This window comes from Mesorhizobium amorphae (genome assembly GCF_014843845.1).
In the GTDB taxonomy this organism is placed as follows: Bacteria; Pseudomonadota; Alphaproteobacteria; order Rhizobiales; family Rhizobiaceae; genus Mesorhizobium; species Mesorhizobium amorphae_A.
Genome location: NZ_JHQS01000056.1, coordinates 165,096 through 190,373, shown reverse-complemented (window position 1 = coordinate 190,373; position 25,278 = coordinate 165,096). Strand labels below are relative to the sequence as shown.

The 25,278-nt window shown below is 64.2% G+C and carries 32 protein-coding genes and 1 riboswitch; of the genes, 11 read left to right on the top strand and 21 right to left on the bottom strand.

Features of this window, described 5'->3' with window-relative positions; all coding sequences use genetic code 11:
- Nucleotides 1-58 precede the first annotated feature (58 nt).
- The 3 genes from DH08_RS23365 to DH08_RS23355 all read right to left on the bottom strand — a co-directional run bounded on the left by DH08_RS23365 (nucleotide 59) and on the right by DH08_RS23355 (nucleotide 2,778).
- A complete protein-coding gene (locus DH08_RS23365; RefSeq protein WP_192181526.1) occupies nucleotides 59-616 on the bottom strand; it encodes an OsmC family protein in 558 nt (185 codons plus the stop codon).
- A gap of 199 nt (nucleotides 617-815) precedes the next feature.
- The gene (locus tag DH08_RS23360) at nucleotides 816-1,706 is read right to left on the bottom strand and encodes a transglutaminase family protein (protein WP_192181525.1); all 891 of its coding nucleotides are present in this window, start codon (nucleotides 1,704-1,706) and stop codon (nucleotides 816-818) included.
- Nucleotides 1,707-1,839: 133 nt separating this feature from the next.
- A complete protein-coding gene (locus DH08_RS23355; protein ID WP_192181524.1) occupies nucleotides 1,840-2,778 on the bottom strand; it encodes an AraC family transcriptional regulator in 939 nt (312 codons plus the stop codon).
- Between the two features lie 97 nt (nucleotides 2,779-2,875).
- On the opposite strand from DH08_RS23355, the gene DH08_RS23350 reads away from it, so the two are divergent.
- A complete protein-coding gene (locus tag DH08_RS23350; RefSeq protein ID WP_192181523.1) occupies nucleotides 2,876-3,619 on the top strand; it encodes an SDR family oxidoreductase in 744 nt (247 codons plus the stop codon).
- Between the two features lie 47 nt (nucleotides 3,620-3,666).
- Here DH08_RS23350 and DH08_RS23345 read toward each other — a convergent pair whose 3' ends face one another.
- From DH08_RS23345 to msuE, 5 genes are all read right to left on the bottom strand, one after another.
- A complete protein-coding gene (locus DH08_RS23345; protein ID WP_192181522.1) occupies nucleotides 3,667-4,428 on the bottom strand; it encodes an ABC transporter ATP-binding protein in 762 nt (253 codons plus the stop codon).
- 17 nt (nucleotides 4,429-4,445) lie between these two features.
- Nucleotides 4,446-5,444: an ABC transporter substrate-binding protein gene (locus DH08_RS23340; RefSeq protein WP_192181521.1), complete on the bottom strand. Its 999-nt coding sequence runs from the start codon at nucleotides 5,442-5,444 to the stop codon at nucleotides 4,446-4,448.
- A gap of 38 nt (nucleotides 5,445-5,482) precedes the next feature.
- On the bottom strand, nucleotides 5,483-6,319 hold the full coding sequence (locus DH08_RS23335; protein WP_192181520.1) for an ABC transporter permease: 837 nt from the start codon (nucleotides 6,317-6,319) through the stop codon (nucleotides 5,483-5,485).
- A 62-nt stretch (nucleotides 6,320-6,381) separates the two neighbouring features.
- Nucleotides 6,382-7,755, bottom strand: coding sequence for an LLM class flavin-dependent oxidoreductase (locus tag DH08_RS23330; protein WP_192181519.1), 1,374 nt, complete (start codon nucleotides 7,753-7,755; stop codon nucleotides 6,382-6,384).
- A gap of 46 nt (nucleotides 7,756-7,801) precedes the next feature.
- The gene (msuE, locus tag DH08_RS23325) at nucleotides 7,802-8,359 is read right to left on the bottom strand and encodes an FMN reductase (RefSeq protein WP_192181518.1); all 558 of its coding nucleotides are present in this window, start codon (nucleotides 8,357-8,359) and stop codon (nucleotides 7,802-7,804) included.
- Between the two features lie 348 nt (nucleotides 8,360-8,707).
- On the opposite strand from msuE, the gene DH08_RS23320 reads away from it, so the two are divergent.
- Complete coding sequence (locus DH08_RS23320; RefSeq protein ID WP_192181517.1) at nucleotides 8,708-9,013, top strand: hypothetical protein; 306 nt, start codon at nucleotides 8,708-8,710, stop codon at nucleotides 9,011-9,013.
- A 123-nt stretch (nucleotides 9,014-9,136) separates the two neighbouring features.
- Here DH08_RS23320 and DH08_RS23315 read toward each other — a convergent pair whose 3' ends face one another.
- Nucleotides 9,137-9,733: a DUF6456 domain-containing protein gene (locus DH08_RS23315; RefSeq protein ID WP_192181516.1), complete on the bottom strand. Its 597-nt coding sequence runs from the start codon at nucleotides 9,731-9,733 to the stop codon at nucleotides 9,137-9,139.
- Nucleotides 9,734-9,987: 254 nt separating this feature from the next.
- On the opposite strand from DH08_RS23315, the gene DH08_RS23310 reads away from it, so the two are divergent.
- Nucleotides 9,988-10,275, top strand: coding sequence for a DUF982 domain-containing protein (locus DH08_RS23310; RefSeq protein ID WP_192181515.1), 288 nt, complete (start codon nucleotides 9,988-9,990; stop codon nucleotides 10,273-10,275).
- 17 nt (nucleotides 10,276-10,292) lie between these two features.
- On the opposite strand, the gene DH08_RS23305 is transcribed toward DH08_RS23310, so the two are convergent.
- Together DH08_RS23305 and DH08_RS23300 are read right to left on the bottom strand one after the other, a co-directional pair.
- Nucleotides 10,293-11,084, bottom strand: a complete 792-nt coding sequence (locus DH08_RS23305; protein ID WP_246800969.1) for a GcrA cell cycle regulator — start codon at nucleotides 11,082-11,084, stop codon at nucleotides 10,293-10,295.
- Nucleotides 11,085-11,174: 90 nt separating this feature from the next.
- Nucleotides 11,175-11,513 (bottom strand): hypothetical protein, encoded by a 339-nt coding sequence (locus DH08_RS23300; protein ID WP_192181513.1) that lies wholly within the window; start codon nucleotides 11,511-11,513, stop codon nucleotides 11,175-11,177.
- Between the two features lie 178 nt (nucleotides 11,514-11,691).
- Between DH08_RS23300 and DH08_RS23295 the strand changes: the two genes are divergently transcribed.
- Nucleotides 11,692-12,342: a LexA family transcriptional regulator gene (locus DH08_RS23295; protein ID WP_192181512.1), complete on the top strand. Its 651-nt coding sequence runs from the start codon at nucleotides 11,692-11,694 to the stop codon at nucleotides 12,340-12,342.
- A gap of 42 nt (nucleotides 12,343-12,384) precedes the next feature.
- Here DH08_RS23295 and DH08_RS23290 read toward each other — a convergent pair whose 3' ends face one another.
- From DH08_RS23290 to DH08_RS23275, 4 genes are all read right to left on the bottom strand, one after another.
- Nucleotides 12,385-13,392 (bottom strand): ABC transporter substrate-binding protein, encoded by a 1,008-nt coding sequence (locus DH08_RS23290; protein WP_192181511.1) that lies wholly within the window; start codon nucleotides 13,390-13,392, stop codon nucleotides 12,385-12,387.
- Nucleotides 13,393-13,394: 2 nt separating this feature from the next.
- On the bottom strand, nucleotides 13,395-14,177 hold the full coding sequence (locus tag DH08_RS23285; RefSeq protein ID WP_192181510.1) for an ABC transporter ATP-binding protein: 783 nt from the start codon (nucleotides 14,175-14,177) through the stop codon (nucleotides 13,395-13,397).
- Complete coding sequence (locus DH08_RS23280; RefSeq protein WP_192181635.1) at nucleotides 14,174-14,944, bottom strand: ABC transporter permease subunit; 771 nt, start codon at nucleotides 14,942-14,944, stop codon at nucleotides 14,174-14,176. The genes DH08_RS23285 and DH08_RS23280 overlap by 4 nt, the downstream gene beginning before the upstream one ends.
- Nucleotides 14,945-15,061: 117 nt before the next feature.
- Complete coding sequence (locus tag DH08_RS23275; protein WP_192181509.1) at nucleotides 15,062-15,670, bottom strand: Ykof family thiamine-binding protein; 609 nt, start codon at nucleotides 15,668-15,670, stop codon at nucleotides 15,062-15,064.
- Nucleotides 15,661-15,774, bottom strand: a riboswitch (TPP riboswitch). Its footprint overlaps the gene before it by 10 nt.
- 224 nt (nucleotides 15,775-15,998) lie before the next feature.
- Here DH08_RS23275 and DH08_RS23270 point away from each other — a divergent pair.
- On the top strand, nucleotides 15,999-17,084 hold the full coding sequence (locus DH08_RS23270) for a nucleotidyltransferase family protein (RefSeq protein ID WP_192181508.1): 1,086 nt from the start codon (nucleotides 15,999-16,001) through the stop codon (nucleotides 17,082-17,084).
- A gap of 111 nt (nucleotides 17,085-17,195) precedes the next feature.
- The gene (locus DH08_RS23265) at nucleotides 17,196-17,546 is read left to right on the top strand and encodes a hypothetical protein (RefSeq protein WP_192181507.1); all 351 of its coding nucleotides are present in this window, start codon (nucleotides 17,196-17,198) and stop codon (nucleotides 17,544-17,546) included.
- A gap of 423 nt (nucleotides 17,547-17,969) precedes the next feature.
- On the opposite strand, the gene DH08_RS23260 is transcribed toward DH08_RS23265, so the two are convergent.
- The 3 genes from DH08_RS23260 to DH08_RS23250 form a co-directional block, all read right to left on the bottom strand.
- Nucleotides 17,970-18,209 (bottom strand): DUF2934 domain-containing protein, encoded by a 240-nt coding sequence (locus DH08_RS23260; protein WP_192181506.1) that lies wholly within the window; start codon nucleotides 18,207-18,209, stop codon nucleotides 17,970-17,972.
- Nucleotides 18,210-18,321: 112 nt separating this feature from the next.
- On the bottom strand, nucleotides 18,322-18,537 hold the full coding sequence (locus DH08_RS23255; protein WP_192181505.1) for a hypothetical protein: 216 nt from the start codon (nucleotides 18,535-18,537) through the stop codon (nucleotides 18,322-18,324).
- A gap of 69 nt (nucleotides 18,538-18,606) precedes the next feature.
- Nucleotides 18,607-18,930, bottom strand: a complete 324-nt coding sequence (locus DH08_RS23250) for a DUF1236 domain-containing protein (protein ID WP_192181504.1) — start codon at nucleotides 18,928-18,930, stop codon at nucleotides 18,607-18,609.
- A gap of 307 nt (nucleotides 18,931-19,237) precedes the next feature.
- Between DH08_RS23250 and DH08_RS23245 the strand changes: the two genes are divergently transcribed.
- Nucleotides 19,238-19,561, top strand: coding sequence for a DUF982 domain-containing protein (locus tag DH08_RS23245; protein WP_192181503.1), 324 nt, complete (start codon nucleotides 19,238-19,240; stop codon nucleotides 19,559-19,561).
- Between the two features lie 13 nt (nucleotides 19,562-19,574).
- On the opposite strand, the gene DH08_RS23240 is transcribed toward DH08_RS23245, so the two are convergent.
- Nucleotides 19,575-19,883, bottom strand: a complete 309-nt coding sequence (locus tag DH08_RS23240) for a hypothetical protein (RefSeq protein ID WP_192181502.1) — start codon at nucleotides 19,881-19,883, stop codon at nucleotides 19,575-19,577.
- Between the two features lie 170 nt (nucleotides 19,884-20,053).
- On the opposite strand from DH08_RS23240, the gene DH08_RS23235 reads away from it, so the two are divergent.
- Complete coding sequence (locus tag DH08_RS23235) at nucleotides 20,054-21,034, top strand: glycosyltransferase (RefSeq protein WP_192181501.1); 981 nt, start codon at nucleotides 20,054-20,056, stop codon at nucleotides 21,032-21,034.
- Between the two features lie 97 nt (nucleotides 21,035-21,131).
- Here the strand turns inward: DH08_RS23235 and DH08_RS23230 are convergent, their stop codons facing one another.
- Nucleotides 21,132-21,353, bottom strand: coding sequence for a hypothetical protein (locus DH08_RS23230; RefSeq protein WP_192181500.1), 222 nt, complete (start codon nucleotides 21,351-21,353; stop codon nucleotides 21,132-21,134).
- Nucleotides 21,354-21,561: 208 nt separating this feature from the next.
- Complete coding sequence (locus DH08_RS23225) at nucleotides 21,562-21,861, bottom strand: DUF1236 domain-containing protein (RefSeq protein WP_192181499.1); 300 nt, start codon at nucleotides 21,859-21,861, stop codon at nucleotides 21,562-21,564.
- Nucleotides 21,862-22,087: 226 nt separating this feature from the next.
- Here DH08_RS23225 and DH08_RS23220 point away from each other — a divergent pair, with 226 nt between their 5' ends.
- The 3 genes from DH08_RS23220 to DH08_RS23210 all read left to right on the top strand — a co-directional run bounded on the left by DH08_RS23220 (nucleotide 22,088) and on the right by DH08_RS23210 (nucleotide 25,181).
- Complete coding sequence (locus DH08_RS23220) at nucleotides 22,088-22,840, top strand: DUF1236 domain-containing protein (RefSeq protein ID WP_192181498.1); 753 nt, start codon at nucleotides 22,088-22,090, stop codon at nucleotides 22,838-22,840.
- Between the two features lie 577 nt (nucleotides 22,841-23,417).
- Nucleotides 23,418-24,440: a diguanylate cyclase domain-containing protein gene (locus DH08_RS23215; protein ID WP_192181497.1), complete on the top strand. Its 1,023-nt coding sequence runs from the start codon at nucleotides 23,418-23,420 to the stop codon at nucleotides 24,438-24,440.
- 468 nt (nucleotides 24,441-24,908) lie between these two features.
- Entirely contained in the window at nucleotides 24,909-25,181 is a 273-nt protein-coding gene (locus tag DH08_RS23210; RefSeq protein WP_192181496.1) for an exopolysaccharide production repressor protein, read from the top strand.
- Nucleotides 25,182-25,278 lie beyond the last annotated feature (97 nt).

The window sequence follows — 25,278 nt, the reverse complement described above, 5'->3', positions numbered from 1 at the left end:
GTGGTGACGGAACTAATCGCGCCCTCACATCAGGAAAGTCTACGGCTCGAAGCGCCTTTCAATTCACCACGACCGTGACGTTCGTCGGATTGGTGACAATGTCATACACCGCCGACCGCTTCTGCGACTGGGCGACGAGAGCCTCGATGTCTTCTTGCTTGGCGTCGGCGTCGATGTTGTACTTCACCGTGATGCCGCTGAAGCCGTTGCGGACGTCGCTGTCGATGCCGAGAATGCCGGCGATATCCATGTCGCCTTCGATGGTCGCCTTGACCGACTTCAACTGGATGTTCCGGTTCTGCGCGACCGCGGCGATGCCGGCGGTCAGGCAACTGGCCAGCCCGACCAGCACATATTCGACAGGCGTGGCGCCCTGATCCAGGGAAGCGAAGACTTCCGGATGGTCGGCATCGAATGCGAAAGTGGTCTTGCGATGCTGGTCCTGGCCGAGACCGTAGAAGCTCTCGACCGTCGAGTGGCTGTGGGTGCCATCCTTCCATTCGCAAGCCGCGCGCCACTTGAACTGCGCAGCCTCCGGGGCGTTTGTAAGCGCTTCTTTTGCTGCGAGCAGCGCCTCTACGTTAACGCCATTGTTTGCCTGTACTTCGGAAGCCATAATTATCCTCCCTACCTTGCACTGGCTCAAAAACCCGACCGGTTCCACTGACCTCCTGATCAGATTTTACCATGACCTTCGATGGTATGGGTCGCGAAGCGTTTCTTCAAGTTGATTCCGCAGAGGCAAGGGCGCCCCTCGGGTGCCTTTTCGAGCTAAACCGGGCAGCCTGAACAGTTCCGGAATGCATCGGACGCAGCTAATCTTTGTTCCCGTCGATTTCCTTCGCCACTTTCACCTCAACGGTCATCCCGACAAAACTCGAGGCGCTGCCGGAGTAGCTTCCCGAAAGTGGGATGGCCTGCCGGGGATGGCGAGCCACGGCTACCCTGATCAAATCCCGGTTGCCGACAATGCCATTGGTTGGATCGAACTCGATCCAGCCTGCCCCAGGCAAATAGACCTGGCACCAGGCATGCGTTGAGCCTCCACCGCGGATTGCGTCACTGTCGCGGCTCGGCACATAGACATAGCCGGTCACGAAGCGGGCGGCAAAGCCGAGCGAGCGGACCGCTTCCATCATGAAAAGCGCAAAGTCCCGGCATGTGCCCTTGCGCAGATGCAAGGTCATGAGCGGCGGCTGCGTTCCGGTTTCGATGCGACGGGAATACACGAAGCTCTCGTGGATGGCGTAGCAGAGCGTCATCAGCAGTTTGCCGGTCTCGGTGCGCCCCGCGGCACTCACGAACTGCCGCGCCCATTTGCCGACCTCGTCGCCGTCGTCGGGATGATGGCGCTCCATTGTTTGCGCGAGGTCGGCCGCCTCGTCGGGATCGTAAGAGAACGGATAATTCAGCGCCGCTTCATCGATGCGGAAATCGGGCGCATGCTGCGGCGTGTGATCGAGCCGAATGTCTGTCGCAAAAAGGAGTTCATTGGCCGAACCCTTGAAATCGATCACCGCAACGCAGTTGCCAAAAACGTCATGGATCCAGCGAACCTCCTTCGGCTCGGGGTCCACGGATAGAGCGTGGTCCAGAAGCCGTTGATCGAAACTGTCGCGCGGCCTGAACATCAGCCGGTGTTCGCCAAAGCTCACCTTCCGGCTATAGCGATAGACGGTCGTGTGCTTGACTGAAAAAATCGGCATCGGCGTCCGTCGGCAAATTCACCTGCGGCGCAATCATACAATCTTTTCGACGTGCATCCGAAGGGCCATGTTTGGAGGCCAGCGAACTCGCTCGTTTCCCCTTCGCCAGTTCCTCTGGCTATCGCGACGAGCCCTATGTCGAGATCGTCACGGGCAGTCGAGTGCCCGCTCCCTCCTGGCGCCCGCGCGCATATCGGCCCGGCGACTGGCCCACATGGCGATTGAACGCGGTGCTGAATGTGCTGGCCGAGCCATAGCCCACTCGCCTGGCAACTTCATCGAGCGCGACGCTGTTGCTGCGCAGAAGGTCCTTCGCAACGGCCATTCGCCAGCCCAACAGGTATTCCATCGGCCGCAGCCCCACGGAGCGGATAAAGCGGTCGAAGAAGGCCGAGCGCGACATGCCCGCCTCGCGCGCCAGGTCAGCCACCGTCCACGGCCGCTCGGGATCGGCATGCATCTGCCGCAACGCCCCGGCACAGCGCGCATCGGCGAGGCCGCGCAGCAAACCCGGCGGCGCGTCCTTTCCCCGGGTTGCCCGCAGCGCTTCGATCAGCAGCACCTCGACCAAACGCGCGAGCACGAGATCGCGGCCCATGCTCTGGGCGCTCGCCTCCTCGCCAACAAGCCGCACCAGGACCGAAAGCCGCGGAATGCCGCGCAGGTGAAGCATTGCCGGCAAGAGCGATACCAGCAGTCCCGCATCTGGCGAGTCGAACACGAAGTAACCGCCGAGCAGCCGCACATCCGCGGGACCGTCGGGACGACCGTGACGGACCTCGTCCGTGGGCGCAGGCGTCACCTTGGGATCGATACGCCTCGGCGTCACATGGTCGAAGCTGGACATGGTGAAGGCCGGCGTCGCGGGCAGCAGGACAAAATCGCCTTCTTCGAGACTGATCGGCGCCTGCCCGTCGACGGCCAGCCGACATCGGCCTTCGATCACCGCGCAAAAGCCCGGCTGGCCGAATTCGGAGTAGCGCACACCCCAGCGCCCGGCGCCACTAATCCCCTTCGAGAACACCGTGCGTGGGCGCAGAAGCTGGATCACTTGCGAGAGCGGATCGGTCATTTCCGGACTTAGGCAGATGAAATTGAGACTCTTAGTCGATGATAGTCCTGATGTTGGCGGTTATTTGTCCTGCGTCAACACGAAAGAGGATATCGTCATGAAAACCGTACTGATTACCGGCAGCTCATCCGGCTACGGCCTGGAGACCGCACGTCACTTCCACGCGCAGGGGTGGACCGTCGTCGCCACGATGCGAACCCCGCGCGCGGGCATACTGCCCGCTTCCGATCGCATCCGCGTGCTGCCGCTCGACGTCACCGATGCCAGCAGCATCGCGGCCGCACTCGAGGCGAGCGGGTCTGTCGACGTGCTCGTCAACAATGCCGGCATCGGTGTCGCCGGCGCGTTCGAAGCGACGCCGATGTCGCACATCCGCAAGGTGTTCGAGACCAACACATTCGGCGTGATGGCGATGACACAGGCCATCATCCCGCAATTCCGCATCAGGGGATCAGGCGTGGTGGTCAACGTGACCTCGAGCGCGACGCTGGTCCCGATGCCCCTGGCGGCGGCCTACACGGCCAGCAAGATGGCCATCGAGGGGTTCACCGGATCGCTGGCGCACGAGCTTCAGGCATTCGGCGTGCGGGTCAAGCTGGTGGAACCCGGCTATGCGCCGAGCACCCGTTTTGCGCACAATACCGAATTGCGCGTCGAGGATATGATCCCCGAGGCCTATGCATCGTTCGCGCAGCCGATCTTCGCCGGGTTCGCCAACCCTGCCATGGTCACGAAGGAGACCGACGTTGCCGAGGCCGTCTGGCATGCCGCCAACGACACCTCCGCCCGGCTGCGCTACCCGGCAGGAGCCGATGCTGTGGCATTGGCCCGCGCAGGCTGAGAACTGCCGGCGCGATCAATCCAGCCGGCCTGGTCGATTTCGCCCTGTCAATGCAGCCCGAACTCCCGCAACAGCTCTTGGCGATAGCTCACAAACCGGCTCTCGCTGCGGTCGCGGGGGCGCGGCAGGTCGACATCGACCAGGCGCGCCGCGCCGCCTTTTTCCTTGGGCAGGATCAGCACCCGGTCGGCAAGGTAGATCGCCTCTTCGAGGTCATGGGTGACCATGACCATGGTGACGTTCTCCTCGCTCCAGATGCGCGCCAGTTCCTCCTGCATGCCGATCTTGGTCATGGCGTCGAGCGCGCCCAGCGGCTCGTCGAGCAGCAGGATCTCGGGCTGCACGGTGAGCGCCCGCGCAATGCCGACGCGCTGCGCCATGCCGCCGGAAAGCTGGCGCGGCCAGGCATCGGCGAATTCGGCGAGGCCGACCAGCGCGATGTAGAAACGCGCCCTCTCCTCGGCTTGCCGCCTGGGTATGCCGCGCACTTCGAGGCCGAAGGCGACGTTGCCGAGCACGGTCAGCCAGGGCAGCAGGCGCGGCTCCTGGAAGATCACGGCGCGCTCGGCGCCGACGCCGTCGACAGGCTTGCCGTCGATGGCGACGCCGCCGTTGTCGGCGGCCTCCAGCCCGGCAAGGATGCGCAGCAGCGTGGTCTTGCCGGAGCCGCTGGCGCCGACGATGACCAGGCATTCGCCCGCGCGGATGTCGAGGTTGAGCGTCCTCAATACCTGAAGCGGACGCCCGCCAAGCGTAAAGGATTTCGAGAGGTCGCGTATCGAGACCTCGGCGCCGCTGGTGCTGGCCATCGCCTTCGTCTCCGTGCTCAGTTGGTCTTGGTTTCGCCCGGCCGGTAGAGGATATCAGCGGCCTTCAGCTTGCCCTTGGCGAGGCGGCCGTCGCGCTCGAGCACGGCGACCCAGAAATCGATGTCGCGATCGGTCGCCTCAGCGCCTTCACGCAGGCCAAAGCCGGTCCAGTAGCGGGCGAGATCGCCGTTTTCGCCGCGCTTGTTGAGGATGTTGGCCAGCACCTTGCGGGCTTCATCGGGGTTCTGGCGCGACCAGTCGGAGGCACGCGCCGATTGTTCGACGAAGTTGCGGGCGGCATCCGGATGCGCTGCGATGAAATCGCGCCTCAGCACGACGAAGCCGCCGGCCAGTTCCCCCAGCACGTCGGTGTCGTCGAACACGCCGCGCACGCCACCATTGGCGACCAGCGCGCCGGCAAAGATCGCCTGCCAGTAGCCGAGGCCGGCAATATCGACCTGGCGCGAGCGCAAGGTCTGTTCGAGCTGCGGACCGGGCACGACGACGAGGTTGGCGGCATCCGGCGGCAGGCCGACGCTGTGCAGCGCCTCGCGCACCGTATAGTCGAGATGGGCGCCGAGCGTGTTGACCGAGATGGTCTTGCCGGCAATGTCGGCGATCGATTTGATCGGGCTGTCTTCCAGCACGTAGAAGACGCTCTTCACATCCTTGTTGATGCCGTTGCTCGGATAGGCGGCGACGAAGTCGTTGCCGCCCGAGATCGAGTTGATCACGGCGGCGGTGGCGGCCGAACCGATGTCGACGCTGCCGGACGACAGCGCAAACAGCGATTCCGGGCCGCCGGCGGCGTAGCCGGCATTCTCCAGCTCGACGCCAAGGCCCTTGAAGTAGCCGAGTTCGTCGGCCAGCTCATGCGCGGAGATGCTGCCGCGGCTGGCGAGGTAGCGGAACTTGACGGGTGCGGCTTCGGCAAAGGCGAAGCGCGGCAGGCCGGCGGCGAGGATGCCGGCGGCAAGCGGTGCGCCGGCAAGCAGGGTACGGCGGGCGATTTTCATGATCCGGTCTTTCCTTGTTCGAGAAGAAGGTGGAAGCGTCAGTTGATAGGCTGGCTCCAGCGGCAGAGCCGCCGCTGCAGGCTGACCAGCGCCTGGTTGGCGATCAGGCCGAGGCCGGCGAGGATGACGATCGCCGCGAACATCAGCGGGATCTGGAAGTTGTACTGGGCGTTCATCACCTGGAAGCCGATGCCTTTGTTGGCGCCGATCATTTCGGAGGCGATCAGCAACAGAAGCGCGGTCGTCGCGCTCAGCCGCAAGCCGACGAAGATCGAGGGCACGGCGCCCGGAAGCACGACACGGCGAAACACGGTGAGCCGCGTGGCGCCATAGACGCGTGCCATCTCGAGCAGTTTCGGGTCGACCTCCTTGACGCCGCTGATGGTGTTGAGCAGCAGCGGAAACAGCGTCGCCCAGAAGATGACGAACACTTTCGAGGCCTCGCCCAGGCCGAGCAGCAGGATGAACACCGGGTAGAGCGCCAGCGCCGAGGTCTGGCGGAACACCTGCAGGATCGGATCGAGCGCGGTTTCGACCGATCGCACCTGGCCCATGAACAGGCCGAGCGGGATCGCCACCACTACCGCCGCGACGAAGGCGATGCCGGAGCGCTGCAGACTGATGGCGATGTCGCCGAGCAAGGTGCCGCCGGCCAGCCCCTTCCACAGGGCTGCGACGATCATGTCGATCGGCGGCAGCACCGCGGCATTGACCCATCCGGCGCTGCTCGACACCTGCCAGAGCGCCAGGAAAGCAATCAGGATGCCGTAGCGCGACAGGAGACGTACGGATGCCGCTCTGGCCAGGCGCAGGATGTCGGTGCCGAGCCTGCCGTCGCCAAGGATGACCGGCTCTTCGATGTGCTGCAAACTCATCGTCTTTGCCCTTTGCTTCAGGATTGTCGGGAGCTTCGAGTGTTGTCCGGCGCTTCAGCCGATCATTCGGCGGCCAGCACCTTCGAGCGTGCGGCGGTCCAGGGGTTTTCCGGCCGCCTGAGACCGAGGTTCTCGCGCAGCGTCCTGCCTTCGTAAGCCGTGCGGAACAGGCCGCGGCGCTGCAGTTCGGGGATCACCAGGTCGACGAAATCGTCGAGCGCGCCGGGCAGCCAGGGCGGCAGGATGTTGAAGCCGTCGGCGGCCTCGCTCGTGAACCATTCCTCGAGCTGATCGGCGACCTGGGTGGCGCTGCCGATGATTGTGTAGTGGCCGCGCGCCGTTGCCACCCACTGGTAGAGCTGGCGGATGGTGAAATTGTTCTCGTCGGCAATCTGACGGATCAACGCCTGGCGGCTCTTCATGCCTTCGGTTTCCTTGCTGGGCGGCAGCGGGCCGTCGAGCGGATAACCCCGGATGTCGAGCGTCTGGCCGGCCAGCCCGTTGAGCAGCGCCACCCCGTCCTCTGGCAGGATGAGGTCGTTGAGCTGCCGGTATTTTGCCTGCGCTTCCTCTTCGGTGCGGCCGACGAAGGGTGCCACGCCGGGCATGATCAGCACCTGGTCGGGATCGCGACCGACGGCCGCCACGCGCGCCTTGATGTCGCGGTAGAATTCCTGCGCCGTCTCCAGCTTCTGATGGGCGGTGAAGATGACCTCGGCCGAGTGCGCGGCAAGCCCGCGTCCGTCCTCCGACTGCCCGGCCTGCACCACCACCGGATGGCCCTGCACGGGACGCGGCACGTTGAGCGGACCCTTGACGCTGAAATGCGCGCCCTTGTGGTCGACATCGTGCAGTCTGTCCTTGTCGTAAAAGCGGCCCGACTTCTTGTCGCGGATGAAGGCGTCGTCCTCCCAGCTGTCCCACAGCGCCTTGACGGTCTCGACATGCTCGTGCGCCCGGGCATAGCGCTCCGCGTGGTTGGGCTGGACATCGCGGTTGAAGTTGCGCGCGGTGTCGTCGCCGGCCGAGGTGACGACGTTCCAGCCGGCGCGGCCGTTGGACAGCAGATCGAGCGAAGCGAATTTGCGTGCCAGCGTATAGGGCTCCTCATAGGTGGTGGAGGCCGTGGCGATGAAGCCGAGATGCGTGGTCAGCGGCGCAAGCGCGGCAAACAGTGTCACCGGCTCGAAGCCGGCAATCTTGGCATTGCCGCCTTCGCGGGCGCCGAGGCCGACCGTCAGATTGTCGGCCAGGAAATAGGCGTCGAACAGGCCGCGCTCGGCGGTCAGCGCCAACTGCTTGTGGAACTCGAAATTCGTCGCGCCGTCGGCCGGCGCATCGGGATGGCGCCAGGCGGCGATATGCTGTCCGCCGCCGGGCAGGAAGGCGCCCAGTTTGATTTTTCGCGGTTTGCTCTGTCGGGATTTGCTGGTCATTTGCAGGCTTCCTTCTGGCGCTGTGCGGAAAGGGAATTCCGCCGTTTCAGGCGGCAAGGCCGACGCTGTAGGGCACGCCGGCCGCCCGGCAGGCTTCGGCGACGGCTTGGCGAGCACGCGCCTGGATGGCTTCAGACACCAGCTGGCCATTGGCGAAGTCTTTGTCGGAGGCGTAGATCGCGGTCGGCATGGTCAGCGCCTCGAAGAAGCCGAACAGCGGCCGCAGCTGATGCTCGACGATCAGCGAGTGGCGCTCGCCGCCGCCGGTCGCCGCCAGGATCACCGGCTTGCCGCGCAGCGAGGACGGGTCGAGCAGGTCGAAGAAATGCTTGAAGAGCCCGGTGTAGCTGCCCTTGAAGGTCGGCGAGCCGACCACGACGATATCGGCGCCGAGCAATTGCTCGACGAGATTGCGCGCCGCCGGATCGAGATCGCCGACGCGCCTTGCCTGCGCGAAAGACGGACCGAGATCCTCGATATCGAAAACGCTCGAGGCAGCATTCGTCCTGCCGGCGATGTCACCAACGATATGGCTGATGAACGCCTTGGTCTTGGACGGACGGGTCAAATTGCCCGACACCCCCACCACCAGCTTCTTCGACATGCCAGGCTCCTTCTCGCAAACGCTATCTGCATTAAGCCTACCGATTTTGTAGAATTAAATGAGCGAGAAGATTTCAAAACCAGCCCGGCAAGCGGATTGAGTTTGCCGAATGCGGCCCTCGATTGGTTCATTCGACGCGAGTTGTGGCGGTGCGCGACGTCAAAGAACGAGCCGGTCGAGGGTCAATGCATTGCCTGGAGACGGCCTTGCGATGATGAAGCAAATGCCGCCGCCCCCAGCATTTTGCGACCGACCGGGTGGGTTTGCCTATGTTCACTTCTTGCGAAATTGTGGAACAGGGCCGCGCCTCAGTGGTTTGATTGGATCAACCTTGAAAAGGAGGTAGCTATGAAAAAGCTCCTGCTCGCCTCCGTCATCGCTATTGCGTCGGCGGCGGCCATGATAGGCCCGGCCAGTGCCGACAGCCTGCGGCTCGGCATCGGCATCGGTCCCGCCTATGACGATGATTATTATGGCGGCCCGTACTATGACGATCCTTACGTCTATCGCCCGCACCATCGCTACAATGTCTACGACGATGGTTACAGGCCCCGGTACTCCATGCGCCACAACCGCAATTGCTGGACCGAGTATCGCAAGCACTGGCGCCACCACCACCGCGTGATCGAGAAGATCCGCATCTGCGAGCGGTGACGTGAGCATCGATCCGGCCGGCTTTTGTCGGCCGGATCACTCGTAGCCCGACAGTGATCGATTCCGCTTCTGCGAAGAAGCGCCCGCTACCTGCGGGGCTTTGGCAGCACAAGTTCACCGCCCTCACCCTGCTCTGCGCCCCATCATCCCATAGTGCACGGCCAGCAAGTCCAGGCCGATCTTGAGCATTTTGCTCACCACGTCGCGCGGCTCGCCGGTCTGTTCGGCTAAACTCTTTACCGAATCGCCGGCGCAGCAGATTTTCTGCACCACGGTCGAGACCTCCCAATGCGCCAGCACGCGGGTTGCCTCGGCATGGGCGCGGCCGGCCGAGAGGATATGGTCGGGAATGCCGCCATCGCGCCGGCCGCCGTCGACGCGCTCTTCCCACGCCATCGGCCGCGGGCCTTCGCGCGAGGCGCGCTCGAAATCGTCGCGAAAGCGCATGCCGGCCTCGCGCTGCTGGCGCGACAGCGAGGTGATGCCCAGCAGCGGGTCGACATTGCGCACCCGCACGATGCCGCCGGTCGAGGTGTAGCCGCCGTTCGAGACGTCATAGATGCGCGCCGCCTCCTGCGTGCCCGCCGTCAGGCGCTTGCGGCCGAAGGGGTCTTCCCTCAGCGCGAAATCATGGCCGATCTCCCTGCGGATACGCACCTGCTCGGCCTCGCCCTTCGGCAGTTTCGGCGGTTTCGGTTTTTGAGCGGTTCTTCGGCTCATGGGTCGGTTCCTTGTGGGCTGGCTGTGGGGATGGAGGGCGAGGTTGGCGATCCTTCGCGCCCCTCTCTGCCTGCCGGGGCATCTCCCCCACGAGGGGTGAGACTGGCAGCGTCACTCGCGCGACCTTTTCTGCAACGTCGGCGATTGGCGAAAGCGGCGGCGACATGGCAGGCAATGCAACCGCACGGCATTGCCGCGCGTTGTTGGACGCTACAGCCAGAAAATCGACAGCGAGGTGTAACGGCGTGGGCACGATGCGAACCGGACGTCCGATCAGGGTCAGCTTCGACGGCGAGATCGAGGACATCGAGGATGTCAACGCCGCCGCCGACCTCCTGCAGCGCTGGCCGGTCGACCGGCGCGGGCACGTCTACCGCAGTGCGCTCAATGCCTGCAGCGCCGCCATCGCCGCGCAGATCTCGCCAGACGACGCGCTGAAGGTGTTCACCGGCTTTGCCCGGGTGACCGGGATACTCGTTGTCGATGACGACCCGGCCATGGTGTTCGAAGAGAGAAGCGTCCAGAGCCGGATGCCGAAATAGGGGCATACCAGACAAGCTCATCGCGCCGGCGCCGCCAACAAAGTGCGGCGCCGGCCGTGGAAACGGGCGTGATGGTGCCTGCAATAGCTGCGCGTCGCCGAGGTGCGCAGGCCGCAGCACAGCATGTCCGGCGCCGGCCTGGCGCCAGGCGCGTCCTTGTCCGGGTCTTCCTCAAGCGTGAGGTCGAGCGGGGCACGGCAGCGGCCGAACAGGCAGTCGATGAAGCGCATGGCGGCGACATGCGGCTGGCGGCCGGGCGGCAGCGGTGGCGGTGGCGCCGGCAGCTTGTAACGAAGAGCGTCGGGCTTGTCCTCGTCGCGGGCCAGGCCGTGCGGCGACAGCCAGGCCGGCGGCAGAGCGCGCGCCGGCTTCCTCGGCTTACCCTGTTTTGGCTTTTCCGGCGTGCGGACAGTGACGACGCCAGCAGGCGGGAATGGCGTACCAGCACCGCCCTGCCCCTCAGCCTGCCCGGAAGCCCTCGCCTGTCCAGCCGGCCCTGCCTGTCTTGGCTGGTCTGAATGTCCGGACTGCCTTGCTTGTCCGGACAGCTTTGCTTGTCCCGTAGCGCGCCTTCCCGCCGGCCTTGCCGCATTCTTCCGGGGCCGGCCACCGGAGCGGCCGCCCCTGGGGCTGGCGAAGCCGATGGCACGCAGACCCGCGTTGCGATGGACGATACCGATGATGGCGTTGCGCGAAACCGGGCTGCCACGCAGGGCGGAAAAGCGCAGCGCGATCCTGGTGGCCGACAGGCCATCCTTCAGCCAGAGCGCGATCGCATTGAGTTCAGTGTCGGTATAGGCAGCGGCCATGTCGGGATCCATCGGTTGCGAAGGCCTCGCCCGGGGCGAGCGCCAGGGTTCGGCCCGCAGGCCGTTGCGAAATCGTTCGAAGGGGTTGGTTCAGGCGGGGCTCACCGCCCCATTCAGGCGGCGAAGCGCGGCCTCGGCGGCCACGCGCGTCAGGCCGAACACCGCCCGGCCCGTCAGCCTGTCGAACAGGATGACGGTGCCGTCCTCGGTGCGGATGCAGGAGGTGGCGGCCAGTTCGCCAGTCCCTGGCGGACCAGCGAGTTGGCGCGAAAAGGGGGCCGGAACCGGGGGAGGAACGGTTCCGGCCGATCCGGCGGCCTGCGGTAACCGCAGGTGGGCCGGATCCGGGGCAAAAGCCCCGGTCTTCGTCCGGGCCGGGGAGGAGGACAGCCCGGACGATTCGAAATGGGTGGACAGGCGCAGGATCATGCCGCCTCCCCTTGCGCGGTATCGGTGGCGGGCCAGCGGTCAATTGGCCCTGAGATGCTCGTGGGCAGTACGGAAATGCTTGCGGGATGCTCGATCATGCGCTAAGCGTACGATATGTACGAAAGAGTCGCAAGCAAAATCGTACATATTGGACGATAAATTTCAGGCATTTTGTACGATGATGGATCCTCGACACAGATTGCAGCAGGCGCGGGCCGAGGCGGGCTATGCCTCGCCTAGCGATGCCGCACGCGCCCTGGGCGACATCAACAAGAACACGCTGATCAGCCACGAGAACGGCAACCGGCCACTGTCGCGCCAGGCGGCGGAAAAATATGGCCGCCTGTTCGGCGTTGATCCCGGCTGGCTGTTGTTCGACGGCAATCCCGCGGGAAGCGGCGGCTTCCACGAGGCCGGTTCGGCCGCGCTGATGCCCTCGCCGCTTACCGTCGACGTGCCGATCGTCTCGTGGATCAGCGCCGGCGAACTCGGCAGCCAGGACAGCGTCGTCAACCTGTCGGACTATCCGACCATTCCCGCCGCCGATCTCGAGCAGGGCGAATGGATCGCGCTGCGCGTCGACGGCCCGTCGATGAACAAGATCTCGCCGCCGGATTCGATCATCTTCGTCAATCTGCGCGACAAGCGGCTGGTGACCAATGGCTGCTATGTGATCTCCGACGAAACCGGCCGCGCCACCTACAAGCGCTACCGCCCGAACGACAAGCCGCCGTTCCAGCCGGCCTCCTACATGGAAATCCCGCCGCCGGAACTGGAAGGCGCGATCACCATCATCGGGCGCGTGAAGCGGTCGATGATCGATATGTGAGGGGTAGTCTCCCCCTCGAGGGAGATCAGCAGCTCGACGTCCCTACCCGAAATATTCATTGCTGAAATAATCTTCGAAATCCGGGCGCCTCTCCAGCGCCTTGCCGTCGCCGTCGCGCAGGATGCCGGCGGTGAAGAGGTAGTTGCCCATCGCGTCGATCTTGGCCTTGTCGATGGTGCCGATGGCGCCGGCTTCGCTCCTCAGGAAATGGCCGTCGTTCAGCGCCTTCAGCGAGGCGTGGATCAGGGCCGGATTGGTGAGCGCGTCCTTGTTGGCCGCAATCAGCAGGTCGCCCGCCTCTTGCGCGTGGTCGACGGCGAACTCGTAGCCGCGCCGTGTCGCCTGGACGAAGGCGGCGGCCGCTTTCGGGTTGGCTGCGAGAAAGGCGTCGCTGGAGGCGATGAAGGTGGTGTGCTCGTCGGGCACGCCGTAGTCGGCGTAGCGGAAGCTGCGCTGCCTGATGCCCTTGAGCTCGGCCTCGACGCCTTCCCAGGTCGAGACCTCCAGGGTGAAATCGACCGCGCCGTTGGCCAGCGCCTCATAGGCCGAGGTGCCTAATGTCACCGTCTCGAAATTGCCCTTGCCGCCATCATGGCGGATGATGGTCGAGATCAGTGCGTTCTCCCAGGCACTGCCGAAGCCGCCATAGGTCAGGCCGTCGAGATCCTTCGGGCTCTTGATCGCGCTACGGTCGGCGTTGAACACGACGCGGCCGGTCTCGGTTTGCACCACGGCATAGACGGCCCTGAGGTCGGCGCCGGCGGTCTTCTGGGTGAACAGGCTGATGGTTCCGTTGATACCGAAATCGGCGACGCGGTTGGCGACCAGCGTGCCCGCGCCGGTGTCGTTGTAGGGCAGGATTTCGACCTCGAGGCCGGCTTCGGCGTAAAAGCCTTTGTCGCGGGCGACAAACAAACCGATGTGGTTGGTGTTGACGGTCCAGTCGAGCGCGACGGTGACCTTCTGTCCAGCGGCGAAAGTCCGGGCGGGGAACGGCAGACCGGCAGCGAGCGTCAGCAGCAGCGCTTGGCGGCGTGTCAGATCAGTCATGGTCATCTCCTTGGGGACGGTCTTTGGGCTGAGAGTTGCGGATCGGTGGCGCCGAGCAGCGTGTCGAGAATGCCGGCCTCGAGCCCAGCCGCCTCGCGCGCCACGCTGGCGTCGGCAGTGCGCGGGCGCGGCAGCGGCACCTTGATCTCGCTGACGATGCGGGCCGGGCGCGCGGAAAACACATAGATGCGGTCGGACAAAAGCACGGCTTCGCGCACGTCGTGGGTGATCAGCAGCGCCGTCCAGTGGTGGCGCCGCCACATGGCTTCCAGCCAGCGCTGCATGGCCGCGCGGGTCAGCGCATCGAGCGCGCCGAACGGTTCGTCGAGCAACAGCATGTCGCGCTGCTGCACCACGGTGCGCAGCAAGGCGGCGCGCTGGCGCATGCCGCCGGAAAGCTCGGCCGGCCAGGCGCGCTCGAAGCCGGCAAGGCCGAACTCGGCAAAGAGCGGCGCGACGCGCTCGCGCGCCGCCCGGCGCGGCACGCCCTGCACCTCCAGCCCCAGCGTCGCATTGTCGAGGATGCGCCGCCATGGCATCAGCGCGTCGCGCTGCGGCATGAAGGCGAAGCGGCTGCCATGGTCGTCGAGCGGCGCGCCGTCGAACAGCATCTCGCCCTCGCCTCTCTCCGCGCCGGTCAGCAGCTGGAACAGCGTCGACTTGCCGGCGCCGGACGGACCGAGGATGGAGACGAATTCGCCGGCCGCGACATTGAGCGAAATGCCGGCCAGAACCTCGCGCGGACCAAAGCATTTTCGCACCTGGCGCAGCTCCAGCCGGGTCATTGCCGCCCCTCGCTGCCACGCCCTGCAGCCGCCCGCTCCCAAGGCATGGCGAGGCGCTGGAAGAGCACCGTCAGGCCGAACAGCACCAGCGTCAGCGCCGCACTCACGCCGACCGCGGCGAGCACCAGGTCGGGGCGGAAATTGTTCTTGGCGTTGAGCATGTAGATGCCCAGCCCCTTCGCCGCGCCCGCATATTCGGCGAAGATCGCGCCGACGACGGCATAGGTGATCGATATCCTCAAGCCGGCGAAGAAATAGGGCAGCGCCGAAGGCAGCCGCGCCAGCCAGAAGACACGCCAGCGCCCTGCCCCCATGGCGCGGAGCATCTGGCCGATCTCCTTCTCGGTCGCCTCAAAACCCTCGACCAGCGCCACCATCATCGGAAAGAAGGTGACCAGTGCCACGAGCAGGATTTTCGGCAGCAGGCCGAAGCCGAACCACAGCACGACCAGTGGCGCGATCGCCACCAGCGGCAAGGTCTGGCTGGCGATCAGCAGCGGAAACAGCGCGCGGCGCAATGACGGCCAGAAATCGACCAGCGCCGAGAAAAGGAAGGCGGCGGAGAGCGAGCAGGCAAAGCCGGCAAGAGTGGCGCGGATGGTCGGGATGGCATTGTCCATCAGCGCCTCGCGATTCTCCCACGCCTGTCCGAAGACGCGCGAGGGCGCCGGCAACACCGTCGGCCTAACGCCGCCATAGCGGGCATAGAGCTCCCACGCAGCGAACAGCAGCCCGACCGAGACGGCAGCGGGTGCGGCCCTGGCGATGGCCGACGAGACAGCTGATCTCCCCCCTCGTGGGGAAGGGCCAGAGGTATCTCCTCCAGACAACGGGACGGACGGAACAGCCACGGAAATATCCTCGACGGCGGCGAGCGCTATGGCTCAGACAGCGGACGGGCTGTTGGCCGACACGGTGACGTCGAGGGTTACGTGGCCGGCGCCCGGCCCGAAGCGGCAGAATGCTTCGTTCAGCGTGGCGAAGATGGCACCGGCATCGCCGCGCAATTTGGTGCAGAAATGCTTGGAGCGCTCGTAGACGCCGGACTGTTTGAGGAAGTCGATGCAGCCATAGATCTCGTCCATGTGGTCGCCAGTGCCCATCACATAGAGCGAGAATTGCGCCGCCGTCGCCTGACCGGTCACGGCGGTGGCCTGCACGGCGCGGATGGCGGCAACCTTGCGCTCGTCGAGCGGAATGACGGGGCCGCCGATTTCGTCGGAGCGGCAGATCGGATCGTCGGGCTCGCCCGGGCAGCCGCGCGAGATCGCCGCTGACAGCACGCAGTGCCTGCCGCTGGCGGAAGCCGCCACGAACAGGTCGCGCATCGCCGGGAACAGCACTTCGGGCGGCCCGACCAGCAAGGTCGAGATGTCGTCGGTCTCGATCCTCAGCCGATCGCGATACGGATCGAGCGCGCCAAGCGCGCCAAGGATGACGCCGACGAAATCATCGGCCATGGGATAGAGGGAAATCTGTGCGCCAGAAAACATAGCCCGCCTCGCTCCGCTGGTATTACCCAGATCAGCTTTTAGGGTCTGTGGGCTTGCCGCCCCCGTCTCAGCCCCGACCGTACGGAGCACCCCTGTGGATGCCGGGGTTAAAGCACTGTTCGGCGAATTGGGGAAGAGGGTTTGTTGAGGCGTGACGCGAATGTGTGTGACAGTCTCCCGCTTGGGGGAGATCGGCCGTTTCAACGCTCCGCGTTATAAGATTTTCACCATTTTCTTATAACACTCTTGAAATTCAGCTGGATAGCGCGCAGTTATAAGAAAACTGACAAATTCTTATAACGGAAGGCGCATGATCGGAGTGCTAGCCATGAAAACGATCGATCTCGCCTATCGCACGATGTACGCCGAACTCGTGCAGCGTAGCCTGGATGCCTCGTTCGAGACCGATTTCTCGACGGCGGGCAACTTCGTCCGCGTTCCGGTAAAGGGCCGCGACTACTGGTACTTCGAGGAAACCCGCCCGACGAAGACAAGGCGATACGTCGGCCCGGCCGAAGACCCCGAGATCGCAAAACGGGTCGCCGCCTTCAAGGAGATCAAGAGCGACCTCAAGAGCCGCCGCAAGCTGGTTGCGACCCTCGTCCGCGACGCCGGTCTGACGGCGCCTGACACATTCACCGGCGCCGTAGTCGAAGCTCTGGAAAAGGCTGGACTCTTTCGGCTGCGCGCCGTTCTGGTCGGAACAGTCGCCTTCCAGACCTATGCCGGGCATCTCGGCGTGCGGCTGCCTGGTGCCTCGCTGCAGACAGGCGACGTAGACTTCGCTCAATTTCATTCCGTCTCGGCCGAAGTGGACGACAGTCTGCCGCCGGTCATTGAGGTGCTCAAGGCAATCGATCCGACATTTCGAGAGGTTCCACACCGAACGGATGCCGGACGGACCACACAGTTCGAGAACGCTTCCCGCTACAAGGTCGAATTCCTCACTCCGAACCGGGGCAGCGACGACCATGCGGATCACGCAAGCCCGATGCCGTCGCTGGGAGGCGTCTCCGCGCAGCCTCTGCGGTTCCTGGATTTTCTCATCCGCGACCCCGTCAGAACGGTGCTCCTGCACCGCTCGGGCGTGCCCGTGCTGGTGCCCTCGCCCGAGCGCTACGCCGTCCACAAGCTGATCGTCGCTTCACGCCGGCAAAGCGCCGCAGCGAAGCGGGAAAAGGACCTCCATCAGGCGAGCCTGCTGGTCAAGGCGCTTGACACCACACGCCGGCAGGACGACCTCGCCTTCGTGTTCGCGGAAGCGTGGAACAGGGGCGACAGCTGGCGCGATGCGCTCCGGAAAGGCCTGCACGTGCTCGATCCGGACAGGCATGATATGGTCGGCCTGATCCTCGGGAGGGCGCTTGCCGATATTGGCGCGCAGCTCGAAGGATTTCCAATGCGGCTCGCCTGAGGCGCCGGCATTCCGATGGTTTCTATCCATCTCTTTCGTTCAAATTGTACGAATTGCACTTGACCAGTATTCGTACGTACAGTACGATATCTTCTCTTTGAGGGGATATCCTTGAACACCGCAAATCACGCCGCCTTCGCCGATCTCTCCCGCCCGCTCATTTCTCCTGCAACGACCGAGCAGAGGCAGCGCCTCGCCGGCGCCTGGCGCATGGCCAGCCAGGACATCGCCGAGGACATTCGCTTCATCCGCCAGTACCTGAAAGTCATCGCCGAAAAAGAGCAGCGGCTGTCGACCGGCACGCTGGTCCACAGCCGCGCCTATGTCGAGGCATGTGCCGGCTGGCTGCCGCAGACCGCGGCGCGCTATCTGCGCAACCTGCGGGCAATCACCGAATGCGAACTCGCTATGACGGCGACCGGCATCCGCTTTGCACTGTCCAGCGATGCCTGGGAGGCGTGAGGAGCCGAGCGGCCGGAAGGCTGTCGGTCTGGCCCGGAATGCAAGCCCACCGGCCTCGAGGCCGGTGGGCTTGTTTGCCGCTGAAGCGGCGAGTGGTCAGCCGCAATCGGCCGGGCCAGAGCCCGTTGGGCCCAAGCCTATCTCAGACCAAAAAAACCCAGGATCGCGATGACGATTACAACGGCCCCGACCAGCCAAATGATGTTGTTCATGAGGTGCTCCTTCGCCCAAAATTGGTGCTGGAAGCACAACATTTAGCGACGCCTAAAGGTTCCCGCCGGTCGGGTCGTCGTAAGCTGCAATCTCGGCGTGACGGGGCGACAATGCAGGTTCCATGAACGCAGCCAATCTCCACCGGAGACAGCGCTGCCGCGCCGCATCCATTTCCCATGGGTCATTGAAGAGAGATTTGGTGGCCGGCGCTCAGCCCTTGGCTTTTGGCTTGGCGGCCTTGGCGGGTGCCTTGGCCTTGGCGGCTGCCGGTTTGGCTGACTTGGCGGCCGCAGCCTTCTTCGGCGCAGCCTTGGCTTTCGGCTTAGCCGCTCCGTCGATCTCGGCTGTCGCCTGGTCCCAATGTTGCATGTCCGAGCCCTCGGGTCGCCCGGCCTGTTCCCAGATTTCGTGCGCCCGCTGGCGAATGCGTTCCTGCCTGTCGTCCGTCACTGTCGCCTCCGTGGTTGGGTCCAAATCGGATGGGTCCAATTCCCGGCAAAACATTAGCCGATATTTCGACCGGCGTCTTGGGGCGTAGACACGCTCGACGCCGCGATTTCCTTTAGTGGTCGTTGGACAGGACCGCGACACCCATCAATGCCGCCTTCTTGGTAATCAGCCCGGCGAGATCGGCGTCGGAGCGCTCTGTGCCGGTGCGCCGGCGCAGCTCATCGATCGCCTCCTTCATCGACAGCAAGCTGGTGCTTCGCTCGGCCAGCAGCTTGTCGCAACAGGCCGCGACATTGGTGGAATTGGGGGTCTCGACATGCGGCAACATGGGAATGCTCCTTGAACAAACCCGTTGCCCGCCGTCTCCTCCCGAAGACGGCGGGACAGGCATCATGCATCACTCGATGACTTCAACGACCCTGCGCGTGCCGGGGTCGACCAGCACGGTGCGGTCGCCGACGACCGTGTATCTGTACCTGGTGTCGGGAACCTCCCGCAGCTCCACGGTGTCGGGCAGAGTAGAGCCGATATTAAGCTCGACGCCGAGAAGGCTTATCGAAGCCAGCGGGTTCCGTTGCACATATTCGCGGATGACCGTCCTTTCTTCTGGCGTGATCACGACCGCTTGCGGCTGGGTTGTAACAATCACATCCTCAGCGGCAGCGACACCGACGCCTGCAAGAAGAAGCAGCGCGGCGGCGGAAGGAATCAGGGTTTTCATCGTTCTCTCCTGTTTCGTGTTGGCGAGCTTCGCCCTCGCCTCCGCCTTGGCGGAAACATCCACAGGTCGATAAGTGGCGAGCTCTGAAGGCAAACGCCGCGACAACGCTGTTGTTCCGTAAGTCGGGACTAATTGATCTATGGTTTGCGGCTCTCTGCCCTCGGCCTTTGCGTGCCCAGACGATCGTTTGTCGGTCTCAGCCATTGGCAAAGCCACCTTGCACCTCGCCGGATCCCGCTTAGCCAGAACGGGAACCGGACCGGCCCTATTTGCATTGAAGGGCCGGTCCATCAGGGAGGTTCTCCACATGAACGACATGCCTTTCCATGCTCCGCTGACAATTGCCGTCGGTGCCGGCTTCAAGCGCGAAATCGCTTCGCTGGCCGAGATGCAGAATTTTCTGAAGGAATGGCCGGCGGCGCGGCGCGGTCTGGTCTACGCCACCGCCATCAGGGCCTGCGAGGCGGCGCGCGCCGGACATCTCACGGCCGACCAGGCGCGGCGGGCCTTCATGGGATTTGCCGAAGCAGCAGGCATAGTGTGGACAGGCGTCGATCCCGTCACCGTGCTGCGGCAAGCCAAGACGAGAAGCGTGCGCAGCCGAGCTGAGCGGAATCGCCCCGTGCCGTGACCTGGGGCCGTTGCTATTGCTTCGGCTGCGCCGGCACCTCGTCGGGCCTGATCACAGGCGTCCTGCCCTCATTCGGCGCCGGCTGGGCCATGCCCTGGTCGCCGGTGGGCGGCGGCTGCAGCACGCCGCCGCAAGGTTCGAGCTTGCCGGTCAGGCCGCCATTGCCGCCACTGGTCGTCGACGGCTTCTGGTCGTCGTTCTGACCTTGCGGCTCGGCCTGGCACGGTCCGCCCGGCGTCCGGGCATTCGTCTGGTCGTCGGTCTGCGCGGCCGCCGGTCCGGCGAGCGCCAGCAACAAAGCGCATGGCAAGAGTGGTTTCATGGTTCCAACTCCTTTCCTGCAAGGCTTGTCCTTCGGGAATGGATGTCGGCGGCGATTGGTTCCGACCTGCGGCAAAGCGGACATTGCGACGGTTCGGCAAGGGGGCTGCAAAAATCCGGTGCAGTCAGCTATGGATGCACGCTCCGAGGGAAATGCAAACGGGCCAGTTCATGCAACGCGAGAGCTATTCGATCATTGTCGAAATGGAAAATGCTGGCACGATCGACTGGGACGAGGTCGGCGCCGGCCTCGCCGCGCTTTCGCGCGAGATCAAGGCCGCGGCCGGCCTGGGATACATCGCCAGACAGGTGATTTTCGTTCATGCCGGAGAGGCCGGCGACACGCCGCTGTTGCGCCGCCGGATCGAAGACGCGGTGCCGGAACTCGCGCCGGCCCTCAGCTTCGCCGCCCTGCCCGGCGGGCGCTATTACGAGCTGAAGAACGAGGGGATCGCCCAGGCGACGGGCGACATCGTCGTGCTCTGCGATTCCGACACCGTCGCTCAGCCAGGCTGGCTGCCGGCCCTGCTGAAGCCGTTTGAGGACCCGCGGACCGTCGCCGTGAACGGCCACACCTATCTCGAGCATGACGACTTTGCCTCGCGGACATTCGCGCTGCTATGGATCTTTCCGCTTCGCGACCATGATCGGCGCTTTGCCGCCAAGCGCGCCATGAACGCCAACAATTGCGCCATCCAGCGAAGCTGGCTCGCCAGCCATCCATTTCCGAACAACAACGGCTTCAAGGTGTCGTGCACGCTGCTCGACCGGCAACTGCGAGCGGAAGGCCACGACCTGGTCAAGTCCGAGGCGCTGGCCAGCCACTATCCGCCGCGCGGTTGGCGCTTCCTGTTGTGGCGCGCGCTGGTCACCGGTCGCGACGCGGACCGCAAATATGCCGCGCTGAAATCCGCCTCGCGGCCACGGCGCGTTTTCAAGGCCATGCGCCGCTGGGCTTCGGCATCCTGGCGCGCCAGCCTGCGTATCGCGCTGCAGGCTCCGCGCACCGGCATGCCGGCGTGGCAGGTACCCTTGGCCGTGATCGTCGGGCTTGTCTTCAACGCGCTGGTGTTCGTCGGCCAGATCAGCCTGGCGGCTGGTCTGGTGAGGGACGACGTCGAGCGCATCCCGGCCTTTGTCGGCCACAGTTGAAGGCGCACGCGGGCATCAAGCATCAGCGCCTTTACCTGCGCTGATGCTCAATAGACCGTTGTGCGCGATTTTTTCGACCGGTTCGGGCCGGGGGATTTCAATTCAGGGAGTGATCGCCCGCCCCTTGGGTGACGAAGGACGCCGCGATCAGATCGTCGGCGTCGATGCGTAGGGAGCCTTCGCCATCACCCATGATGGCCGCGACCTTCTGGAAGGTTCTCATCTCATGCTCGGTGATACTTGCGCTGCGCATCCTGGCCCTCAGGTCAGCGACGCGCATCCCCAATGCGGGGGACGTTCCTATTTCACGTTTCGACATAATACCTTGCCTCCTCCCCAGCCCATGCATGTTGTCGCCTCGCCGCTTCGCTGGACCATGCTGCCTATCAACAAGGCAGCACCAAGTCAGACGCGGCAACGTGTGGTGCCAAGGAAGGTTCCTGCTTATACGGGCCTATACTAGTCACGAAATAATACGGCACGGCCGGTCCGCCGCTCCGGCAAGCGGCGAGCCAGTCCCAAACAGGTCACTGAATGATCTTGACGATCTTGCGTGTGCCGGGGTCGACAAGCACGGTCTGGTTGTCGACGACGACATAGCGGTATTTGACGTTGGGAACTTCATAGAGTTCGACCGTGTCGGGAAGTGCGCTACCGATATTGAACTCCACGCCGGGAAGAGTAACCGACGCCAGGGGCTGCTTTTGCACATATTCCCGAATGACCGTTTCCTGTTCAGGCTGGATGATGATGTCCTGGGCAGCCGCGGCGCCCACCCCTGCGAGCAGCAGAACGCCAGCGGCGGCGGTTGCAAGATGCAGTCTCATGACCATCTCCTTTTGGTTGCAGCGGCCACTTGCGTCACGCGGCCTGGGGCCATTCGCGACCGGGTCGCCTCAGTCGTAAACGCCACTGCATGGGGCTTGTTCCTCCCATTTTTCGGCTCCTCGACGCGACAATTCCGCTTTGCCAGCTGGGGCAGATCAGCCCGGAACAAAGGCCACGAGTCGAAGTTAACCCAACGAAAGGACGACACTTTCGAGGAGACTTTTGATGAAACATCTTCTGATTACAAGCATGCTCGCACTCGGCGTCGGCTGTGGCGCTGCCATGGCCCAGACGCAGACGCCCGCCGAGGTCCAGCCAAGCGGTGGCGCCAATTGCGAAGCCGGCGCAGCGGACTGCCAGCAGGGCGGCAAGGCCGGCGAGCAAGCCCAGGGCAAGGCCAAGAAGACCGATGAGCAGGCGCACGGCAAGGCCGGCGCCAGCACCGAGGAGCAGGCTCAAGGCAAGCCCAGGCTGAAGACCGACGAACAGGCACAAGGCAAGGCCGGCGCCACCACCGAGGAGCAGGCTCAAGGCAAGCCCAGACTGAAGACCGACGAACAGGCACAAGGCAAGGCCGGCGCAACAACTGAAGAGCAGGCCGAGGGCAAGGCTGGCGCCACGACCGACCAGCAGGCTGAGGGCAAGGCCAAGGTCCAGACCGACGAACAGGCGCAGGGCAAGGCTTCGACCCAGACCGACCAGGGCTCGACCGCGTCGATCAGCAATGTGACCGTCGAGCAGAAGACCGAGGTCACGCAGATCATTCGCGAGACGAACGTCGCTCCGGTGGCGCGTGTCGACTTCGACATTTCGGTGGGCATCGAGGTGCCGCGGGAGAAGGTGCGGCTGCACCGCTTGCCGGCGCGCATCATCAAGATCGTCCCGGCATACGAAACCTACATGTATTTCGTGCTTGCCGACGGCCGCATCGTCATCGTCGATCCGGACAGTTACGAGATCGTCCTGATCCTGACCTGATCCGGCCAGCACCACGAAAAGGCCCGCCGCACGTTCGGTACGGCGGGCCTTCTTGCGTCTGACGCGGTCTTCTAAGGTTAGGATGGCCTCCCAAACCGAAGCCCCGCCGCCTTCACGGAGAAAGGCGGCGGGGTCGGCCTTCCGCCGATGAAGGGACGTTCTCGGCGGGTGGCTGGCAATTGTTCCCTGGCGCTATCTTCCTTGTTTGAGCATGGATCTTTTCCGAACCGGGATGATCCTCTAGCCGAACAGGATTCCGGCAGTGACAAAGACGACGCCCAAGGCGAAGACAGGCGCAAGTATCCACCGCGCCTCGTGGACGCTGCGTTCCATGAGCTCCTCCTGATTGATGTGGTTGGGGAACGGTCCCGCCTGTGCTTGGTTCCTGAATTCAGAAGTCCTTGGCCAAAGGTCCCCATGGCATCGACCAAAAGACCCAAAGGCCATGGCCGCGCCCGATGAGGCGACCAACCTGCCTCCGCAAAACCAGGCGCGGGCCAGCCGTTAATCCGATGGCAATCGTTCCATATTAGCGTCGCCGCATATTTCGGAAAATTGCTGAGGGGGTCAGCGGCCGATGCCGAAGGTGTCACGTATCCTGGCGAATGCGTTCGAGGTGGCCGAGCCGTCAGGGCCCGGCCTGCCGGGCCTGGCCGAAGCGATCGGGCGGATGGGCCAGCTGATCGAGCATTCGCGCGAGCGGATCCGGCTGCTGGAGGCCGTGATCGACAATTTCCCGGGCGGCGTTTCGCTGTTCGACCAGGATCTCAACATGGTCGTCTGCAATCAGCGGCAACGCGCCTTGCTCGACTATCCCGACGAGCTTTTTGCCAATGGCTACCCCTCGATGGAGACGCTGTTTCGCTTCAATGCCGAGCGTGGCGAGTACGGACCGGGCGATATCGAGATGCATGTCGCGCGCCGCCTCGCCCTCGTCAGGCAGCGCGAGGCGCATGTCTACGAACGCACCCGGCCGAACGGAACCATCGTCGAGGTGCGCGGCATGCCGATCGAGGGCGGCGGCTTCGTCACCACCTATTTCGACGTCACCGAACAGCGCCGCAACCAGGCCACGATCGCGCATATGGCGCATCATGACGCGCTGACCGACCTGCCCAACCGCATGCTGTTTTCCGACCGGTTGCACGGCGCGCTTGCCCTTGCCAGGCGCGGCGCCCTGATGGCCGTGCACTACCTCGACCTCGACAATTTCAAACCGGTCAACGACAATTTCGGCCACAAGGCCGGCGACAGATTGCTGATCGACGTGGCCGGCCGGCTGCGCGCCGCGGTGCGCGACAACGATACGGTCGCGCGTCTCGGCGGCGACGAATTCGCCATCATCCAGACCGGGATTACCGGACAGACGGATGTGTCGGCGCTTGCCCGGCGCATCGTCGAGCGTTTCCAGTCGCCCTTCACGGTCGCCGACAGCCCGGTCGTCGTCGGCGTCAGCATCGGCATCGCGCTGGCGCCTGGCGATGCCCTGGGCCGCGACGAACTGCTGCAGAAAGCCGATACCGCGCTCTACCGCAGCAAGTCGGGCGGGCGCGGACAATTCAGCTTCTTTGGGGAACCACATCCTCCTTTGGGTGGATAGGTCAAAATATTCGCAAACGCTAATATGATTCGCGCAAGCAAAGCACCCAACCCTTGCGCCGAGCGCCGGCGGAGTTCCTATAGCTGCCTCGGCCGGCGCTCGTCATCGAGTGCCGCCTTGATCGCGATCAGATGATGAGAAGTGCTACCGCCGCCGAGACGCCTGGGCTCGCGAACTTTCGCGCATTGAGCCAACAGCGAAGCCAGAGCCGGCGACTTTGCGCTGATTTTGCCCGCGGCAAAACCGTTCCCAGCAAAGCGCGCGCGACGCTCCAACGCCGCACTTGCACCGAAAGGCGTATGGCCCTAAGTCCTAAGACGTAGGTCGCATGCCGTGGGCCGAAAGCCCTCCGAGAGCGCGGCACAGTGCCAACTTGCGACCGCACATGAAAGGTGCAACGCTCGAATTGGGTAGAGACATGGGCGGGCTTCCCGGGTTTCAATCGGTCCGGGACGTTCGATTGGGCAAATGTACTTTCCGCAGTTTCTTGTGGGAATGTCAGTAACGCTTCTCGTAATCCTTGGCTGGATTTACGCGGCTACCGGATCGTTTTGGCACTCGCTGGGCTGGACATTTGTTGCCGCCCTGGTGCTGCAGGCGGGCTACTTCATCGCTGTGATTTTGCTCATCTATGGCCGCACCTCATCGGCGGCCGAGGCCGACAAATCGCTCCCGGCCAAAGTGCCCGGGCCGTTCGAACGCGACGGCATCATCCACACGTTGCTGTCGCGGCTTTTTTAACAGGCGGCGCGGCGCCCTTGTCCAAGACTTGTCGCACCAGCGCGAGCCGGCGTCCGCCCAGACGCCGGCGCAGCCGGCAGGTGCGCCAGGGGACCTC